14 protein-coding genes are annotated in these 17493 nt (G+C 59.8%); 9 read left to right on the plus strand and 5 right to left on the minus strand.

Annotation, left to right across the window (positions count from 1 at the left end; all coding sequences use genetic code 11):
• The first annotated feature begins 243 nt into the window (after positions 1–243).
• The 4 genes from AC2FFD_RS06235 to AC2FFD_RS06250 are packed head-to-tail and all read left to right on the plus strand — an operon-like array spanning position 244 to position 5790.
• Complete coding sequence (locus tag AC2FFD_RS06235; RefSeq protein WP_496872509.1) at positions 244–2340, plus strand: hydantoinase/oxoprolinase family protein; 2097 nt, start codon at positions 244–246, stop codon at positions 2338–2340.
• Entirely contained in the window at positions 2340–3992 is a 1653-nt protein-coding gene (locus AC2FFD_RS06240) for a hydantoinase B/oxoprolinase family protein (RefSeq protein WP_496872511.1), read from the plus strand. Before AC2FFD_RS06235 ends, AC2FFD_RS06240 begins: the two co-directional genes overlap by 1 nt.
• Positions 3989–5056 carry a pyridoxal phosphate-dependent aminotransferase gene (locus AC2FFD_RS06245; RefSeq protein WP_496872513.1) on the plus strand — a complete coding sequence of 356 codons (1068 nt, stop codon included), beginning with the start codon at positions 3989–3991 and terminating at the stop codon, positions 5054–5056. Before AC2FFD_RS06240 ends, AC2FFD_RS06245 begins: the two co-directional genes overlap by 4 nt.
• Complete coding sequence (locus AC2FFD_RS06250) at positions 5053–5790, plus strand: maleate cis-trans isomerase family protein (protein ID WP_480685023.1); 738 nt, start codon at positions 5053–5055, stop codon at positions 5788–5790. Before AC2FFD_RS06245 ends, AC2FFD_RS06250 begins: the two co-directional genes overlap by 4 nt.
• A 191-nt stretch (positions 5791–5981) precedes the next feature.
• Here AC2FFD_RS06250 and AC2FFD_RS06255 read toward each other — a convergent pair whose 3' ends face one another.
• A complete protein-coding gene (locus AC2FFD_RS06255) occupies positions 5982–7337 on the minus strand; it encodes an MmgE/PrpD family protein (protein WP_496872516.1) in 1356 nt (451 codons plus the stop codon).
• A gap of 229 nt (positions 7338–7566) precedes the next feature.
• On the opposite strand from AC2FFD_RS06255, the gene AC2FFD_RS06260 reads away from it, so the two are divergent.
• Together AC2FFD_RS06260 and AC2FFD_RS06265 are read left to right on the plus strand one after the other, a co-directional pair.
• Positions 7567–8454: a LysR substrate-binding domain-containing protein gene (locus AC2FFD_RS06260; protein WP_171331511.1), complete on the plus strand. Its 888-nt coding sequence runs from the start codon at positions 7567–7569 to the stop codon at positions 8452–8454.
• Between the two features lie 383 nt (positions 8455–8837).
• Positions 8838–10142 (plus strand): UDP-glucose dehydrogenase family protein, encoded by a 1305-nt coding sequence (locus tag AC2FFD_RS06265; protein ID WP_170345202.1) that lies wholly within the window; start codon positions 8838–8840, stop codon positions 10140–10142.
• A gap of 72 nt (positions 10143–10214) precedes the next feature.
• Here AC2FFD_RS06265 and AC2FFD_RS06270 read toward each other — a convergent pair whose 3' ends face one another.
• Positions 10215–11216: a sterol desaturase family protein gene (locus tag AC2FFD_RS06270; protein ID WP_496872517.1), complete on the minus strand. Its 1002-nt coding sequence runs from the start codon at positions 11214–11216 to the stop codon at positions 10215–10217.
• Positions 11217–11323: 107 nt separating this feature from the next.
• Here AC2FFD_RS06270 and AC2FFD_RS06275 point away from each other — a divergent pair, with 107 nt between their 5' ends.
• Positions 11324–12214 carry a LysR substrate-binding domain-containing protein gene (locus tag AC2FFD_RS06275; RefSeq protein WP_170345200.1) on the plus strand — a complete coding sequence of 297 codons (891 nt, stop codon included), beginning with the start codon at positions 11324–11326 and terminating at the stop codon, positions 12212–12214.
• On the opposite strand, the gene AC2FFD_RS06280 is transcribed toward AC2FFD_RS06275, so the two are convergent.
• Genes AC2FFD_RS06280 through AC2FFD_RS06290 form a run of 3 tightly spaced genes read right to left on the minus strand, consistent with a single transcriptional unit; the run spans position 12187 to position 14572 of the window.
• On the minus strand, positions 12187–13275 hold the full coding sequence (locus tag AC2FFD_RS06280) for a helix-turn-helix domain-containing protein (protein WP_371809397.1): 1089 nt from the start codon (positions 13273–13275) through the stop codon (positions 12187–12189). The two genes, AC2FFD_RS06275 and AC2FFD_RS06280, sit on opposite strands and share 28 nt — an antisense overlap.
• A 38-nt stretch (positions 13276–13313) precedes the next feature.
• A complete protein-coding gene (locus AC2FFD_RS06285) occupies positions 13314–14051 on the minus strand; it encodes a hypothetical protein (protein WP_496872519.1) in 738 nt (245 codons plus the stop codon).
• On the minus strand, positions 14048–14572 hold the full coding sequence (locus AC2FFD_RS06290) for an RNA polymerase sigma factor (protein WP_496872520.1): 525 nt from the start codon (positions 14570–14572) through the stop codon (positions 14048–14050). Before AC2FFD_RS06290 ends, AC2FFD_RS06285 begins: the two co-directional genes overlap by 4 nt.
• Positions 14573–14759: 187 nt before the next feature.
• Here AC2FFD_RS06290 and AC2FFD_RS06295 point away from each other — a divergent pair, with 187 nt between their 5' ends.
• Together AC2FFD_RS06295 and AC2FFD_RS06300 are read left to right on the plus strand one after the other, a co-directional pair.
• Positions 14760–15038, plus strand: a complete 279-nt coding sequence (locus tag AC2FFD_RS06295; protein ID WP_496872522.1) for a c-type cytochrome — start codon at positions 14760–14762, stop codon at positions 15036–15038.
• A gap of 445 nt (positions 15039–15483) precedes the next feature.
• The gene (locus AC2FFD_RS06300; RefSeq protein ID WP_425079226.1) at positions 15484–17268 is read left to right on the plus strand and encodes an ABC transporter ATP-binding protein; all 1785 of its coding nucleotides are present in this window, start codon (positions 15484–15486) and stop codon (positions 17266–17268) included.
• The last annotated feature ends 225 nt before the right edge of the window (positions 17269–17493 follow it).

Consider the following 17493-nt stretch of genomic DNA (forward strand, 5'->3'; position numbering starts at 1 on the left):
GCAAGCCCCGCAATCGGCCGTCAACCAATCAGGCGTGACGTATTTTGTCGTTTGCAGGCATTTTTGTCGCTTTCCGGCTTGTTGCGGCATGCTGGTGTGAACAAGAATACCTGCTTATGAAGAGTTGTTTTCCAAATCCTATGGACCGCCGTGCCACCGGCTGTGACCTTGTGATCCCAGCCTGATCTCAGGGCCCCTGGCCCATGTGCTTTACGCTGTGACTACGGATATTCGGACAACCTCATGACAACTCAAGCGCTGCGCCTGGCCATCGATATTGGCGGCACGTTCACGGATACGGTTCTTGTCTCTGGGGAAGAGACGATTCTTGCCTCGACCAAAACCCTGACCACGCATCACAACCCCGCCGACGGCGCCATGCAAGGCGCAGCGCGCGTAATGCAGCAGACAGGTCACCATCTGAGCGAAGTCACCGGTTTCATTCACGGCACCACGCTGGCCACCAACGCGCTGATCGAAAAACGCGGTGCGGTCGTGGCAACCGTGACCACCGAAGGGTTCAGGGACATTCTGGAAATCGCCTACGAGCGGCGCTACTCGCAATACGACATCAATCTGGAAAAGCCTGATCTGCTGGTGCCGCGTGAGCGCGCGCTGACGGTCCGTGAACGCGTTTCGGTTGATGGCAAGGTATTGATTCCGCTGGAAGACGCAGCCGTCGACGCGCTGCTGAAGGACATCGACGCCAGCGGAGCGGAAGCCGTCGCCATCTGCCTGATGCACGCATATGCAAACCCCAAGCACGAGCGCAGGCTGCGCGATACGCTGGCGGACAGGCGCCCCGATCTGACCGTCTCGATTTCGTCGCACGTCAGCCCCGAAGCGCGCGAATTCGACCGGCTGTGCACGACAGTCGCCAACGCCTATATCCAGCCTCTGATGGCAACGTATCTGGCCCGGTTTGTCGAACAATTCGAGGCCCGGGGCGTCACCTGTCCGATCCTGATGATGACCGCGGGTGGTGGAATGTGCACCATGCGAACCGCCGCGCGGTTTCCGATCCGGCTGGTGGAATCCGGCCCTGCCGGCGGTGCCATTCTGGCCGCCCGCGTCGCCGCCCGCGCCGGTCTGGACCAGGTACTGTCCTTTGACGTCGGCGGCACCACCGCCAAACTGTGCCTGATCGACAACGCCCGTCCGCAGACCTCACGCCAGTTCGAGATTGCCCGCGCCGCCCGGTTTATCAAAGGATCCGGCATGCCGGTGCGTATACCGGTCATCGAAATGATCGAGATCGGCGCCGGAGGCGGTTCGATTGCCGGGGTTGACCGGTTGGGACGGCTGACCGTGGGGCCAAAATCAGCGGGATCCGAGCCCGGCCCCGTCGCCTTCATGCGCGGCGGAACCCGGCCTACGGTGACCGACAGTGATATCACGCTGGGCTATATCGTACCGGACACGTTTGCCGAGGGGCATATTCAGCTTGATCCCGAAGGCTCGAAACAGGCGCTGAGCCGGTTGATCGGGTCAAAGCTGGATCTGGGTGCCGTAGGCGCCGCCGATGGCGTCAGCCGCATCGTCGACGAAAGCATGGCCAGCGCGGGTCGGATGCATGCGGTGGAATCCGGCAAGGACCTAGGCCCACGAACAATGATTGCGTTTGGGGGCAACGGGCCATTGCACGCCAGCCGGGTGGCGCGGTCCGCCGGGGTCAGCCGCATCGTGATCCCGCCCGATCCCGGCGTCGGATCGGCTGTCGGTTTCCTGTTCGCTCCGGTGTCTTTCGAGATCGTCCGCTCGCGCTATTCGTTGCTGGGCAGCATGGAGCTGAACGGGATCAACACGCTGTTCGAAGCCATGATTTCCGAGGCAAGAGAGGTCGTCTTGCAAGGGGCCGGCGATGTCCCGACCCAGACGCTGCGCACTGCCTTCATGCGCTACCACGGACAGGGACACGAGATCGAGATCTCCCTTCCTGACCGCCCCCTGACCGCCGAAGATATCGTGCCGCTGACCGCTGCATTCGAACAGGAATACCGCAAGCAATTCTCGCGCCCGGTGCCGGGAATGCAGATCGAGATTCTCAACTGGGCAGTACGTGTCGCGACCTGTGACAGCGTCGTGCCCGCGGTTCCTGAAACGCCCCGGTTGAAGACAATCTCGGTGCCGGAAACCCGTCCGATCACGTGTGACGTGGACGGAGTATCAAAGCCAGCGGCCTTCGTTGCCCGGTCGGATCTGAAGCCCGGCGACCACCTTCACGGCCCCGCATTGATCACCGAGCCGCAGACAACCACGCTCGTGTCCGCCGACTTCTCGGCACATGTGGATGCCCTTGGAAACCTCGTCCTCGTTCAGGACCAGAAAGGAGGCGCATGATGTCGTCCGATCTTTCGCCCGCCCGAATGCAGGTGATGTGGAATCGTCTGCTGGCCGTGGTCGAAGAACAGGGCCAAACCCTGATCCGCGCCGCCTTCAGCCCGATTGTCCGCGAATGTGGTGACATCTCTGCCGGGATTTTTGATGCCGATGGCCGGATGCTGGCGCAGGCCGTGACCGGCACGCCGGGGCACATCAACACCATGGCCGAGGCGGTGCAGCACCTGCGCCGGGCTTTCCCGGTTCAGACCATGAAGCCGGGCGACATCTACATGACGAATGACCCATGGCTGGCCTCGGGGCACCTGAACGATTTTCTGCTGATGATGCCCGCGTTCAAGGATGGCAAGGTGGTGGGCTTCACCTCCTGCACCTCGCATCTCGTTGATCTGGGTGGGTTGGGCATGGGTCCCGAAGGATCCGACATTTATGACGAGGGCCTGCTGATCCCACCCTGCAAGATGGTTGAAGAGGGCACTCCCAACGCTTTGCTGCTGGACATCATCCGCGCCAACAGCCGCGAACCCATCGCCAATGATGGCGACATCTATGCACTGATCGCCTGCTGCGAAGCCGGGGTTGCAAGGCTGCTGTCGATGATGGAGGAATTTGGCCTCGACGATCTGGACACGCTCGGCGCCTACATCATCGACACGTCGCGCCGCGGTACACTGGAGGCCATCGCCGACGTGCCCGAAGGTGTCTACAAGAATGTTCTGAAGATGGACGGTTATGAGAATGAGCTGGAATTGCACGCCACCCTGACCGTCAGGAAGGATGGCATGCATGTGGATTTCTCGGGCACCTCGGGCTGTTCACGCAAGGGCATCAACGTGCCGCTGAACTATGCCACCGCCTACACGGTGTTTGCTTTGCGCTGCATTGTCGGCGCGGACATTCCCAACAATGCCGGATCACTGGAGCCATTTACCGTTGACGGGCCCAAAGGCTGCATCCTGAATGCGCAGCGCCCGGTGCCAGTTGCGATGCGGCACACGCTGGGTCAGGTCACGCCCGATCTGGTTCTGGGCTGCCTGCATCAGGCCCTGCCCAATGCGGTCCCGGCCGAAGGCGCAAGCTGCATGTTCGACCTGCCCATGCGCCATGCCCCTGAAGTCGCACGAGAAGGCGGTCGCGAATTCGCTGTGGAACCCGTGCACAATGGCGGAACCGGTGCGCGGCCTCATGCCGACGGCCTGTCGGCCACGGCCTACCCGTCCGGCGTGTTCGGCAGTCAGGTCGAAATCACCGAAAGCGTCGCACCAGTGACGATCTGGCGCCGCGAACTGCGCCCCGATTCCGGCGGCGCGGGCAAGTATCGCGGCGGTCTGGGGCAAAGGATCGAGATGACCTCGTCCAACGGTGCACCCTTTATCGTCTTCCTGTCGGTCGAACGGCTGAAATACCCTGCGCTTGGTCGTATGGGCGGCAAACCCGGCGCGCCCGGTCGCATCCGGTTCAGGGACGGTGCAAGCGATATTCCGGGCAAGGGCGAATTGCGGGTTGAACCAGGTGATTACCTGATCTTCGATACGCCGGGTGGTGGCGGCTTTGGCGACCCCACCGAACGCGACCCGGATGCGCTGGCGCTGGACATCAAACGCGGGTTGGTAAGTGCGCAAGGCGCCAGGATTTACAGAGGTGACGCATGATCCGACCGGTTCCTTACGTTCACGCCATGGGCGCTTATGCGCTGGCTGATCCGAGCGGCGCAGGCACGATTTCACTGGCGCAGAACGAAAGCGCCTTTCCCGCAAGCCCCGCCGCCGTTGCGGTTGGGCAGGCGGCACTGGCGGATCTGGCCCTTTATCCCGATCCGGAATGGTCCGAAATGCGCTCGGCCATTACCGAGGTGCACAAGCTTGACCCGGCGCGCATATTATGTGGCGCAGGCTCTATGGAACTGATTGGCTGTTTGATCCGCGCCTTTGCCGGGCCGGGCGATCAGGTGCTGGGCACACAATATGGCTATGCCTTTGTTGCCTCGGCTACAGCACAGGCGCAGGCCGAATATGTGATGGCGCCCGAGGTCGATTTGACCGTATCGGTCGACGCGCTTCTGGCCGCTGTCACACCTGCCACCCGCATCGTGTTCGTCTGCAATCCGGGCAACCCCACCGGCACGCTGATCCCGAACGACGAAATTGTCCGCCTCCGATCAGATCTGCCCGGCGAGACACTGCTGGTAGTGGACCAGGCCTATGCGGAATTTGCCGATGCCACGAACGATCCCGCGCAAATCTTTGCGATGGTGGATCGGGGCGACACGGTGATCACGCGTACATTTTCCAAAGCCTACGGGCTGGCTGGGGCGCGGGCCGGCTGGGGCTGTTTCCCAAGCGAAATCTCGGGCGAGGTCCGCAAGCTTTTGAATCCCAACAATATCTCGATTGCCTCGCAGGCAGCGGCGGCGGCGGCGATGCGCGATCAGGCCCATATGTGCAACGTGGTCGCACAGACAGCCGAAATTCGGGACCGGTTTGCGCAGGAATGCCGCGAACTGGGCCTGAGCGTGCCGGAAAGCCACACCAATTTCGTGCTGATCCGCTTTGCTTCGACCGCGCAGGCACAGCGCGCCGACACGGCCCTGCGGGCGGAGGGCCTGATGATGCGCGGCATGGGCGGCTATGGTTTGTCGGACTGTTTGCGCGCCACGATCTGTGCGCCCGAGGTGATGGACAAGGCCCGCGACGTCTTGAAAGGAACGCTGACATGACCGAGACCCGCACAGCCGCAAAGATCGGTGTTCTGGTGCCCTTCACCAACACCAATCTGGAACCGGATATGGAGATGCTGCGACCGCCAAACACCACCATCCATTTCCAGCGCATCGGCGGTTATGACGTGGATGAAATTCCCGGCTCGGATCAAATGGCAGGTTTGGGCGCTTCGGATATCTCCCACGATCTGCGGATGATCTCGGGGGTGCGGCCCGATGTGGTGCTGTACGGCTGCACCTCGGCCACCCTGACCCATGGGCCGTCTTTCGACGCTGAGCTGGCGCAACAGATCAAATCGGAATCCGGTGCGCTGTCGCTGACCGCGGCCGGATCATTGATCGCCGCAATCAAAACGCTGGAGGCCACAAAGGTCGGCTTTTCCTCGCCCTATCTGGGCGAAATAAACGTACAGGCGATGGATTTCATGGCCCAGAACGGAATCGAGACCGTTCGATGCGCCGATGTGGGCCGCAAACTGGGCAATTACGGTCAGGGCGAGCTGACCCCGGATGAAGTCTATGATCTGGCCTGTCAGGCCGATCACCCGCAGGCGCAGGCCATAGTTCTCAGCTGTACCGACATGCGCGCGGTCGAGGCGATCGACCGGATAGAAGCAACGTTGGGCAAGCCGGTGGTCACCTCGAATCAAGCGATGATGTTCTGCCTTATGCGGGCGCTGAACCTGCCGCGTCATGACGCGCTGCCGGGGCGATTGTTCGACCTGCTCTGACCGGATCAGGGCGCAAGGCGACAATGTAAAAAAGAAAGGTCACCTCGAACGGGTCTTGGATCACCCAGACTTGTTCGCAGCTCCAATTCAACCTGTGCAGCGGGCAGCAAGACCGGCGTCATCGCCGCCAACAGGATCAAGGGTGTCGACGCGCTGGTCGGAATGCGTTTCAACGGCATCTTCAGCAGGTTTTACGGCTGGTCGGCGGGGGCGTAGATCAACGCGCCAAGGTCTGAGAATTTCGAGCCTGGCGCGCCCAGCCCCAGAACCGCATCACGAATGGCGCCAGCACGGGATGCACCCAGTGATGGCGTCGCAAATTCCATGAATTTGTCGATCACTTCTGACTCATCCATTGGTGCCTCGGGTCCGCCGCGTGCGTGTACGTCGCCCGACTCAAGTATCCGCCCATCGGTCAGGGTGATGCTGACATCGGCAAACCGGCTTTTGGGGAACCGGTCGGAATGGCGTGCGGCCTCTGCAACCGAGATACGCTCGACGATCGAGGCGACCAGCGGGTCGGCCAGGCCCGCACCGGTGATGTTCTCGACCCCGATCCGGCCATGCGCAACCATTGTTGCGACGGCAAATGGCAGCGAATACTGCGCCTTGGACGTATCGTCCGGCATGCCTTGAAAGAGGCAGGCGCTTTCCCGAAACGTGTTTACCTGGATCGCCGCAATTTCCTGGTGCGTCAGGTCGTTTTCACGCATCAGCGCCCGGGTGGCATCAATTGCCGCATGAGCCCAGCGGCAAATCGGATAGGGTTTCACATATTGATGTTCCATCTGCCAGAAATGGCCCAGATCTTGCCAATGCGGGGCAACGTCTGCCGCTTCGATGGTGATGGCCGGTGCCCCGGTAAAGCCTTTCTCGGCCAAAACCGCTGAAGAAATGCCAACCAACGCGCCCCAGCCCGAACCATCATGCAGCATGGTGGGATTGGCGATCTCGCGCATCATCTGGCTGCGCGGGCCGTGATATTCGGCAATCCCCATGGCCTGCCGCATCTGTTCAGCCGTCAAACCGCGCAAGCGCGCCGCCACGGCCACCACGCCAAGCGCGTTCCAAGCTCCGGATGTGTGATAATCGCTGACAGTGTCATGCAAAGAAATGCCCGCGCGTCCCGCGACCTCGTATCCAACGATCACCGCCGCCAGCGCTTCGGGGCCCGAGAAGTCTTGAACGGTTTCAGCCAGTGCCGCCAGTGCAGGAACAACGACAACCCCGATGTGGCCTTTGGTTGGATTGTATCCATCATGGCCGTCCAGATTGTCGGTCTGCGTGGCTGCTGCATAGGCCGCGCCCGCGACGCTGACGCGACGACCGTCGAAAAGCATTCGCGCGCTCAGCCCCGGGTCACCCGCGCCAAACAGCGCTGCCGCACTCTCGCGCGCAATCCGTCCGGCCTGCATCGGCCCCGATCCTATGGTGATCCCCAGCGTATCCACCAGCATCAACGCCGCTGCCTTGCGCGCGGTGTCGGGAAAATCCTGCGCGGCACGCTTCAACGCAAAATCTGCAACGGTCTGAAAGGTATCTGTCACGGTGTCCAGTCGAGGTTTATCTTTCGGGTTCCGGTTACAGGAAAAAGCCTATGTGAGTTTGCGCAAAGCGGCACGAAAACAATCATGGGGCAATGGCCCCGGATTATTTGTGACTATGACCAGATCACATTTCGAGTCAGAACCATTCTTGTGAGTCGCTCATGGGCAAGACAGCAAGCCCTGGGCTTTTTAGTTCTTTACGATGTGCCCTGCCTGAGAAACCTCCGTCATGATGAATCTTCCACACCTGACCTTTCTGCGTTCGTTCGAAGCGGCGGCACGGCACCTGAGCTTCACCGCTGCGGCCGAAGAGTTGAACTGCACCCAATCTGCCGTCAGCAACCATGTCCGCTCGTTGGAAGAGTTTTTGCAGCGCCCCCTGTTCGTGCGCCATCCCCGGTCCCTGTCGCTGACAGATGTAGGAGAAGCCTATCTGCCGTCAGTGCGCCATGCCCTACAGGAAATCAACGCCGCCACCCAATCGGTCATCGTGCGGTCGCATACCCGCAAGGTGGTGGTATCCTGCCCGGTCAGTCTGGCCGAGAACTGGTTGCCGGATGTGATCCGTGGTTTCAACGCGGTGCATCCCGACATAGATCTGACGGTTCATGGCACTGTCTGGGCTGATGTCGAACCAAATGTTTCGGATATCTCGCTGACGATCAACCATGTCGACGATGTTTCGCCAGACGCTCAACGTTTGTGGGTCGAAAAGCTGGCCTTGGTCTGTGCGCCCGGTTTTCTGGTCGAAGGCGCGCCGCTGACCGACCCCAAGCAATTGCAGAATGCACCGCTGATCCATATCCTGGGCCGCCCCTCCTATTGGGAGCACGCGGCGCGGCATTTCGGGTTGTCCGACCTGAGCCAGAAGGGCGGGTTGCGGACGAATGTCTCGAATCTGGCAATGGAAATGGCAGCCAAGTCACTGGGATGCGTCGCCCTGCCCCGGTCGCTGGCCCGGTCATATGTCGAGCGGGGGCTGCTGATCGAGCCGTTCCGGTTTGATCTGAACTGCCCCTGGACCTATTTCATGCGTCTCAAGGAAAAACCCGTTTCGCCACCGGTCCGGCTGTTTCAGAACTGGCTGTTGCAAGCCGCCGCTGAAATGGACGGCTGATCGACCGGTGATTTGCCGGGCCATGTCACGCAGCCCCTTTTATCCCTTACGCCAGCATGTCGGTGGCGAGAACACGCGATCATCCCGCGCCTCCTCAGTACTAAAAAACGAAAGCAGCGGCAGGGGCTGTTCCAGCCATCAACGGCACCCTCTGTTCAATCGAATTTCGACACCAACCGGTTCTTCGTGGTCCTCGGTTCCACTGAACAAAGCGGACATGATCACGATTTCGAAGGGCTTAACACCGTCTGCGTTCTTATTGCCTCAAAATCCGCAAGAATCTATGGGATGCATCACGCAAATGCTGGCAGCCATTGAAACCGGCGTCAGTTTCTTTGATTGTGCCCACGCCGTCCGTGGTAATTGGTAAGAAGGATTTTTGGATGCGTATTGCAATGATCGGCACCGGTTATGTCGGCTTGGTGTCCGGTGTGTGCTTTTCGGACTTCGGTCATGACGTGATTTGCGTCGACAAGGCTGAGCAAAAGATCGACATGCTCAAGGCCGGGGACGTGCCGATCTATGAACCGGGCCTGGATGTGCTGATGGCAAAAAACGTTGCTGCCGGTCGCCTGAGTTTTTCAACCGATCTGAAGACGGCAGTTGATGGTGCCGATGCGGTTTTCATCGCGGTCGGAACCCCGACCCGGCGAGGGGACGGCCACGCGGATTTGACCTATGTGATGGCGGCGGCAGAGGAAATCGCCCAGGCCATAACCGGATACACGGTCATCGTCACCAAATCGACCGTGCCGGTGGGAACAAACAGAAAAGTTCAGGAGGTCGTTGCGGCAGCCAACCCCACAGCCGAATTCGACGTCGCCTCGAACCCTGAATTTCTGCGCGAAGGCGCTGCGATCGATGACTTCATGCGCCCCGATCGCGTCGTGGTGGGTGTGGAAAACGATCGCGCCGCCGAAGTGATGGCCGAGATTTACCGACCGCTTTATCTGCGTGACTTCCCGATCCTGACCACCGATCTGGAAAGCGCCGAGATGATCAAATACGCCGCCAACGCGTTTCTGGCGACCAAGATCACCTTCATCAATGAAATCGCAGGCCTGTGTGAAAAGGTCGGCGCGGATGTCAAGGAAGTTTCACGCGGCATCGGTCTGGACGGACGAATTGGCAACAAGTTCCTGCACGCGGGGCCGGGCTATGGTGGCTCTTGTTTTCCCAAGGATACCGCCGCGCTGGCGCGGATCGGGCAGGATCATGCCTATCCGATGCAGATCACGGAAACCGTCATTCGGGTGAATGACGAGGTCAAGAAACGGATGATCGAGAAAATCCGCGACGCCTGCGACGACCGCCTCAATGGCAAGACGGTGGCGGTTCTGGGTGTCACCTTCAAACCCAACACCGACGACATGCGCGACGCGCCATCACTGTCCATCATTCCCGCCTTGATCGGCGGAGGAGCCAAAGTGCGCGTCGTCGATCCGCAGGGCAAAGCGGAAGGCGATGCACTGTTGCCCGGAGTCGAATGGTGCGACGACCCCTATGCAGCGGTTCAAGGGGCTGACGTTGTGGTGTTGCTGACAGAGTGGAACGAGTTCCGCGCATTGAACCTGACCGAGCTGGCCGGTTCCATGAACTCTGCCCGAATGGTGGATCTGCGCAATATCTATTCAAAGTCACAGGCGCTGAAATCCGGCTTTGAAACCTATGTCGGTGTTGGACGCTGAACGCACACCACCTGTTGGATCAGACGCGCCCACCGGACCCGCTTGGGTCCGGCAGTGATCTGCCTTCACGGGCTATTCGGTGGCCCAGATCTTGCGGCGGCGTTCCTTGACCATGTCATTGCCTTCATCGGTGCCGTCGTGGAACGTGTTGAACCATTCATCCCAAGGGGTTTCCCAAGTGCCGTAGTTGCAGTCGAAAAACCGATGATGCAGCTGATGAAAGAAATCCCCGACCTGAAACTTGGCCTTGTTGCCGACCTTCACGTGCTCGAACCCGGCATGAGAGGTCGGAGCGCCGATGCCGTGATGGAACAGCAGGAAAACGGCGTGGATCGGATGCGACGGCAGCAGAAAAAAGATCATCGTATCGAACATCAGGAAAAAGCTCTCGACCGGATGCATCGCAAGCCCCGACCAAGGGCCGGTGTTGATGTTGCGGTGATGCCAAGCGTGGACTTTTGTATAAAGCACACCCACGTGCAGCAACCTGTGCAGCCAGTAGAAATGGAACCCGGCCCAGATCGGCACAAAGACGGTCATGGCGATGAACCAGATCGGGTTGCCGTCTAACGTGATCATCGTGATCCAGCCATTGGCATAGGAATACAAGATCAGACATTCCCAGAACGTCCAGAACGTCAACGCCGGGCCCAAGGTCCAGAACATGTTGTCCCAGACCTGATTTTTGAAAGTGAACACCTTGGCGCCCTTCATCATCGGGCGCATGTCATACCGGTATTCGTCCTGCTGCGTACGGAACCTCCAAAGGGCCAGGTGCAAGCCGCCTGCAACCACCATCAGGATACAGAAATTGCGGAACCAGATTTCCGCAACCCAATCCCAGCCGAAGGTCTCGATCCTGCTCAGTGAAGGCGTCAGACAGGCCCAGGTGATGACCGCAAAGACCAGCAGCAGCGCCCGCAATGCAAGTGGGTTCCAGCTTTGCAACAGGTATTTCAACGCTGCCAGAGGTTTCATCGGCCAATCCCAGTAGGGCGCGGTCTGAATCGGCAGCTGGGGCGTGTAGTTCCAGATCTTGCGCTTGGCTCGTGGCGGCAGGGCGGGGTCTGACATAGTGGTCTCATTTCATCTGTTCACTGACCACAAGCCTAAGGCCGGGGATCAAAAGCTCAGACCCAAATGTCTTGCTGGTGAGGCTAAGTTCTGCTTAGCCTGTCGGAGTGAACACCCGCGTCCCTTCCCTCAACTGGCTGCGCGTTTTCGAGGCTGCGGCCCGAACCGAAAGCTTTGCCCGTGCCGCGACCCAGTTGAACATGACGCCTGCCGCCGTCAGCCAGCAGGTCAAAGCGTTGGAGACACGGCTGGGCACGCCGTTGTTCCACCGCCACGCGCATGCGGTCACTTTGACCGAGACCGGGCGCGCCTATCTGCCGTCGGTACAGCAATCCTTGCTCATGCTGGAAACGGCAACCGCGGGTCTGTTTGGTGAAACCCGCGAGCAAAGGCTTTACGTTCAGTCGGTGCTGCTTTTTGCACATGGCATTCTGGCCGGGGGTGTTCCCGGATTTCAGGCGGCGCATCCTCAGATCAACCTTTCGCTTTCGACCGGCAATGTCGTGTCGGATTTTGCCAATCGGTTCACTGACCTTCAGATCGTGTTTGGTAACCCTGCGCTGTTTGGCTCGGAAAGTGACGAGTTGATGCGCGAACATCTCTATCCCATCGCCCCACCCGAGGTTGCTGCCCGGATCGAGACGGCAAAGGACTTGTTCGACTTCACCTTGATCGAAGTTTCGACCCATCGGGCAAGCTGGCCGCATTGGTTCGAACACCAGCGGCTGCCAGCGGGCCGGGCACGGTACTTTTTTGCCGACAATTCGGTGATGGCGGCCGAGCTCTGCGCCAGCGGATGCGGCATTGCCTTGGCGCGCGCGCCCGCGTCAGATCGGATTATGAAGCTGTCGGGTTTGGTTCCCTGCCTGCCAGACATCTCATGTCCGGGGCAGGAAGCCTATCATCTGGTCTACCCATCCCGAACGGCGCTGCGCCCGGCCGCGCGTACGTTTCGCGATTGGCTGATGGATTACAGCGCCGCCGTCCAGACGCGGTAACGCCCTTGCCCGGTGACCTCGCGAACCAGGCCCCGCTGCGCGAACAGGTCGAAATTGCGCTGTACCGCCGCGCGGGAAGCCTTGGTCAGGTCTTCGGCCAAAGGCGCGGATACCATGGGCCAGGCCGTCAATGCATTGATCAGCCGCGGTGGAGTGCGGCCGCTCAGATCCTGCGTGACGTCTTTGGCTTTCGCCTCCCACGCGCTGATCCGATCCAGATGCAGCAACGCCGCAAGGGCAGCCTGCCCTGCGCCGCCGATCCATGCGCTCAGTTTCTCCGAAGGATCTCCCGAGCCGCGCAGAGCGCGCGGCCCGGACAAGGCCAAAGGCATGAACAGCGCACCGCCACGCCCCATGGACGCTGCATGACGCGCGGCGATGACGGCGGCTTCCGTGTCCTGTCCGATACCTTGTGACACCGCCCGCCACGCATGAAACGCAATTGCCGACTGCGTGACAGGATGCAACCCTTCGGCATTTTGCATGACCTCGGCCAGATCAATGATGGATTCCGGGGTCGCGTCGGCCCCCTGAGCCAACCGGTCAAGAAACGCGGTCAGACCCCGTTCCCAACCGCCGGCGGCAGGCGGCGCGCCCGAACTCAGGCGTCGCACGGCCCATCCGGCCCGAAACAGGGCCTGCACGTCATCATGAGTCGCGCCGATGCGCAAGCCGGTCCACAAAGCCAATCGATCCACGCTGATCCGGTCTCCGGTCCACCACCCCAGATCGGACGTCTCCATCAATGCCAAGCGGTGCGTCCAGCCCTCGGGGCCCGCTCGCAACCGTTCGTCCAGCGCACCAAAAGTCAGGGCCAGATCCGCAAGTTCCGCAGAAAGGTCGGACTGCGCAGCCCGCCAATCGCGCGGATCGAACAGCAGGCGCTGCTCGCGTCGCGGCCCGGGCAGGAAAAAACCCTCGTCTTCCTCGACTTCATCCGGCGGCAAGAACCACAGGTCGTCCTCTTCGGACGGATCGCCGTCATAGATGCTGGCGGGGCCAAGATCTTCGGCCTCGTCTTCAGGAAGGGGCAAGGGTTTCTTCGACGTCATACCCCGCATTCTTCGGACATTCCCGTTGGTTCACAAGAGGTATTCCGTCAGCCCGCAAAGGTTCGGGTCAGAACATCCAGTTTGCTGCTCAAATCGGTCTGCGGAGAGCTGCCCAGCAGCATGTAACCGTAACCATCCTGCGCCCAGGTCGCTGTTGCCAAACCACTCAGAACGGCCCGCTTGACCTCTGCCTTCGGGGCGTTCGGCCCCTGACGGATAACACAGAAGGCAAAGGGTTGACCCTGCTCATCGGCGAAAACGACCTGAACCAAGGGCTTTCCTTTGAACGACAGAACCTGTGCTCGCTTCAACTCCAGCCCTGGCAAGGAGTCCAGCGTTTCACGGTTCAGAGACCTGCCAAGTGCTGCCTCGGCCATCGCGAATTGTTTGTCCAGCGATGCCTCGGAACTGTCCAGCGAGACTATCGTCTCGGGCACATAAAGCGACTGATAGATCGCTGCCTGCTGCGCCCAGCCCAGTTCTGCCGGGCGCGTCGCCCAGAACGTCAGGGCGACGGCTGCGACCCCGACGCCCGCGGCCACGGCCAGAAGGCGCAGAAATCCGCCATTGGCGCGATGCGCCACGGGTTCCGGCAAATCGACCTTCGGCGCCTCGGTGGGCAGTTTCTCAAAAACGTCTTGAACGACAGGCGCGAACGGATCCAGCGCCATCAGGCGGCGTTCAAGCTCGGCATCATCCTCAACCGCGGCCTCGATGGCGCGGCTCTGAACCTCATCCAGCGTGCCTTCCAGATACGCCAACAGCGTCTCGTCGGAAAACGTCATTTGCCACTCCGTCGCGCGGCGTCCGCCGCATCAAACTGCATCACGGTTTTCAGTTTCTGCCGGGCATTCGATAGCCGGCTCATGATTGTGCCGATAGGAACGTCCAGCAATGCAGCGGCTTCGCGGTAGCTGTACCCTTCGACGAATACAAGCATGACCGTTTCCCGCTGCGCTTCTGGCAGCTGCATCACTTGAGTAAACACTTCAGCCGCAAAAATATTCGTTTCTGAATCCGGCCCGATTGCGACCAGTTCCGCTTCCGGGGTCACCAACAGCGCCTGTGCCCGCCGGACGGAACGAGACCGCACCTCGTTCAACCAGATTGACCGGCAGATCGTCATCAGCCAACTGTCCAGACGATCATGCGACGTCACTTGATGATGCCGCTCGAGCGCACGCAGGCATGTGGCCTGCACCAGATCGTCCGCCACATCCGATGCCCCCGACAACGCCAGAGCAAACCGCCAGACGCGTCTTGAGTGCATCTGTACGGCGTCACGAACGGCCTGTTCGGAAGTCATCTCGGCACTCATCGAATAAAACGCGACCTGTGTGTGTTTGTCAGTAACGGACCCGGCCCGCAGGGCCAAAACTGACATACACCGCGGAGGAAAGAAATGAAACTTCTGTTGAAGGCAGTCACGTTTGCGTCGGCAATTGTTGCAACACCCATTTGGGCCGCAGGGTGACGCGACGGCCGGTAAAAAGGTGTTTCGCAAATGCAGCGCCTGCCACAAATTGAAAGAAGGCCGCCATGGTGTTGGCCCGTCCCTGCACGGTATTCTCGGCACAAGGGCCGGTCAGGCAGAGGGGTTCAAATACTCGACGGCGCTGGAAGGTTCCGGCATCGTCTGGACGCATGAGACCCTGAGCGCGTTCCTGACGGATCCCAAAGGGTATCTTCAGGGCAATCGAATGCAGTTTCGCGGCCTGAAAAAGAACGAGGATATTGTTAACCTTCTCGCGTATTTGCAGGAAGAGGGGTGACGGCACCACCCAAGAGACTTGGCCGCTGCGCTGAATTTCGATTTCACGCAAACGGGCCGCCGGACAGGATCGGATACGACGCTTGTGCCCGTCCCCTGTCTGGTTTCGGATCAACACCTGTTCACAGTCAGGAAATACTGCCCTCTGTCGGCGGGTTCATGCCGGACACACTACTCGTCTGTGGCCAGGCAGCCCGAATTTTGCGGCGTTTTTTTATTGATCCTGCTACGCCACCAACCCTGCCTGCACCTGTACAAAGGGGCAGATCGCGGTTGTCCGTGCGCTTTCCAACTCTTGTCCGATCGTAAACGAGCCATTATTTAGCGGGCGTACAGCTCAGACGGTCGGGATGGGCCGCTCTGCCGCAGCTTGGCATCTGTCCTTTAGGCCCGACAAAATATAGGTTAACTGAGCGTGCGCACAGTTTCACGATTTGGAGAACGCAATGATAAAGCGCGCCTGGAACAAGTGGCGATCAGGCTATATGGGCCGCCTTGTAGGTGAAAGCTTTTACGCGCAAGGCAAGCTGTATGGTATTGCGGTTCTGGCAATGATTGCCGTGGCGGTCACTACGGCCGGCTCCGCATATATGATGGAATACATCGTCGATGCCATGACCAGCCCCGAGTTGCAGGGTTGGGCACATGTCATTGCGCTGGGGGTTGTCCTTCTGTTTCTGGTCAAGGCGGTCGCATCCTATATTCAGGCAATCTACCTTGCCCGCGCAGGCAATCGGATCGTGGCGGAACAGCAGGACAAGGTTTACCGAAAACTGCTCAGACATGGGGTCGCGTTCTTTTCGAACAATGAATCATCGGACCTTCTGATGCGCACCACCCATGGCGCGCAGGCGGCCAGAACCCTGATCGATGTGCTGGTCACCGGGTTTGTGCGCGACTCCCTGACTCTGGTCGGGCTGGTTGCGGTCATGGTGTATCAACAACCCGTTTTGTCCGTCTTGTTCTTTGTCGTAGGTCCGATTGCCCTGTTGGGTGTTCGCTATCTATTGAAGAGCGTGCGCACGATCATGCAGGCCGAGTTCAAGTCGCTGGCGGAAATCATTCGGGTGCTGCAAGAGACCTCGGCAGGGATCAAGGTCATCAAGGTGTTCTCGCTCGAAGACCGGATGATCAACCGTATGGACACGGCCATCCGAAAAGTTGAACAGCGGTCGAATGACATCGCCAAGTTGCAGTCCATTGCCAGCCCTCTCATGGAGTTTCTGGCCGGGCTCGCCGTGGCAGGTGTGCTTGTGGTCAGCACGTTGGGCATCGCAGGCACCGAACAACCCAGCGCAGGCCAATTGATGTCCTTTATCACGGCGTTGCTGATGGCCTATGAACCGGCCAAGCGGCTGTCGAAAATGCGTGTTCAGATCGAAACCTGCATGGTTGGTGTCGGCATGTTGTTTGGCCTGCTGGATCAGGACGACACGATGGTGGAAAGCCCCGAAGCCCATGACCTGATCGAAGGCCCCGGCCAGATCACGCTGCGCGATTTGACTTTCGGCTATCAGGGTGCCGTACCTGTGATCGAAAACATGAATGTCACGTTCGAGGCCGGCAAGACCACGGCGCTCGTCGGTCAGTCCGGCGGTGGCAAGTCTACGTTGTTCGGGCTGATCATGCGGTTCTACGATCCAGATGGGGGCAGCGTCGAGATCGATGGCCAGGATCTGCGCGAGGTCAGCTTTGCGTCCCTGCGAAAAAAAATCTCTTATGTCGGTCAGGATACGTTCCTGTTTTCGACGTCGATCATGGACAACCTGCGCTGCTCGGCCCCTGACGCAACCGAGGAAGAGGTCATTGCTGCCGCCAAAGCCGCACATGCGCACGAGTTCATCATGGAACTGCCGGAAGGGTACGAAACGCAAGTCGGTGAAAACGGAACCTTCCTGTCAGGTGGACAGAAACAGCGAATTGCGATTGCGCGCGCTATTCTGAGAAAGTCCGAGATCCTGCTTTTGGATGAGGCCACAAGCGCGCTGGACGCTGAATCGGAATCGCTGGTCAAAAAGGCGCTGGACACCCTGACGAAGGATGTGACCGTCGTTGTCATTGCGCACCGGCTGTCAACTGTTCTGGAAGCGGACAAGATTATCGTGGTTCAGGATGGCTCGATCGTGGAACAGGGAAATCTGGACGAGTTGATGAAAAAGAACGGAAGCTTCCGCAACCTGTTCGATCAGCAATTCAAAAAACACGAACCCTCGGCGGAAGTGGCCGAGTAACCCCTGCATTCGGTCTGGCACGCACCTCCCTTCCATGGGGGGGAAACCTGATCGAAAGAGGGGTGGTTTGTCTTGGTTTCGCGCGCCCGCGCAACGAAACCGTCAGGCCCAAGCCGCCCAAGGGATACGGGCCGCTTGGGCCGCATATGGGAAAATGAACGGTGCTGTCTTGCGCGCGACTTCGCAGATGGCGATCTTGGTCGGTAGCCACACAAACATGTGGCT

The sequence above is a fragment of the Ruegeria sp. YTSC002 genome, from assembly GCF_059609845.1.